The following is a 1,333-nucleotide window of genomic DNA, read 5'->3' on the forward strand; positions in this document are numbered from 1 at the left end:
TAACGTGATGTATGGAATCCACTCCCTCCTTAGCAATCTAGACTTAGGAGTGTGAGAAAAAACCGAGGGTTCCAATATGTTGACTAAAAATGTTATCGCTATCGACTTAGCAAAAAATGTTCTTCAAGCCTGCCATATCAGCATTCATGGTGAGCTAATGTCCAATAAACCTCTGAGTCGCCAGAAGATGAAAGAGTTCTTGGCAAAGGCTAAGCCTTCGATTGTCGCCATGGAAGGTTGTTGCGGTTGCCATTACTGGGGGCAATTAGCAGAAAAACTTGGGCATGAAGTCCGAATCATTAACCCTAAGAAGGTGAAAGGATACCTAGAAGGTCATAAAACGGATCATAATGATGCCATCGCTAACGCCGCTATACAAATTGGTATCAAGTACAGTCGTCCAAAGTCATTGGAACAACAAGCTATGCATTCTTTAGAAACTAGCCGTAGATTCTTATCTCGTAGTGTTGTTTCCCTAGCTCTTCACATTAGAGGGACAATTTTGGGCTACGGGATAGCAAACCCTAGAGGTGAAAAAGGCTTAAAAGCGTCGGTTCAAACCGTGCTTGATGGCGATACACCAATACCCTCCAATGTCGTATCCGTTCTGTCGATGCTTTGGGAGCAATATAAAGAACTTAAAGCAAAACTCATCGCATTCGAAAAAGAGAAAAATGCTTTAACCCGTCAGATAGAGCCGTGCCAACGATTAATGGGCATTGAAGGGGTTGGTGAAACAACTGCTGCGATGCTCTATACAACTCTTGGTGATGGAAAGCAGTTCAAGAATGGAAGACAAGCTTCAGCATTTGTTGGTCTTACACCTAAACAGCACAGTTCAGGAGGCAAAGTTTTTATGATTGGGATCGATAAATGCGGTGGTGTGAAGGAGCTACGCTCGCTTCTTTATCTTGGCGCAATGTCATACGTTGGGCGACTACCCGAAAAACCGAAGACTCAGAAGGACGCTTGGTTGAGGAGCATCATAGATCGTATCGGCTTCAAGAAGGCCTGCATTGCACTGGCTAACAAAGTGGTACGTACTGCGTGGGCAATGCTTCGGTATGAGACTGAATATAAACCAGTATTACTCACTCATTAATCACTACCAAATTTTTAAATTTTACAAAATGATGATGCATAAAAGGTAAGACCAACCTACTGAGAACCTGGCCATTCTGTCATGCTGTAAAAAGCTGCTAGCGCGATAAGGACAGTAGGTGCGCAAAACATCAAAGGCTAGAGGGTAGCTCCTTCAATAAGAAGCCGAATATACGACCGCATCTTAACTTTTATTGCCAAAATCACTTTGTAAATACGTGGATTCCATATA

The 1,333-nt window shown here is 42.9% G+C and carries 1 protein-coding gene; it reads left to right on the forward strand.

The genetic code is table 11. From position 1 onward, the window contains the following. The first annotated feature begins 76 nt into the window (after positions 1–76). On the forward strand, positions 77–1,102 hold the full coding sequence (locus tag AB4133_RS21935; protein WP_372225752.1) for an IS110 family transposase: 1,026 nt from the start codon (positions 77–79) through the stop codon (positions 1,100–1,102). Positions 1,103–1,333: the final 231 nt, after the last annotated feature.

The sequence above is a fragment of the Vibrio sp. 10N.286.52.F8 genome (genome assembly GCF_041468745.1).
In the GTDB taxonomy this organism is placed as follows: domain Bacteria; phylum Pseudomonadota; class Gammaproteobacteria; order Enterobacterales; family Vibrionaceae; genus Vibrio; species Vibrio crassostreae_C.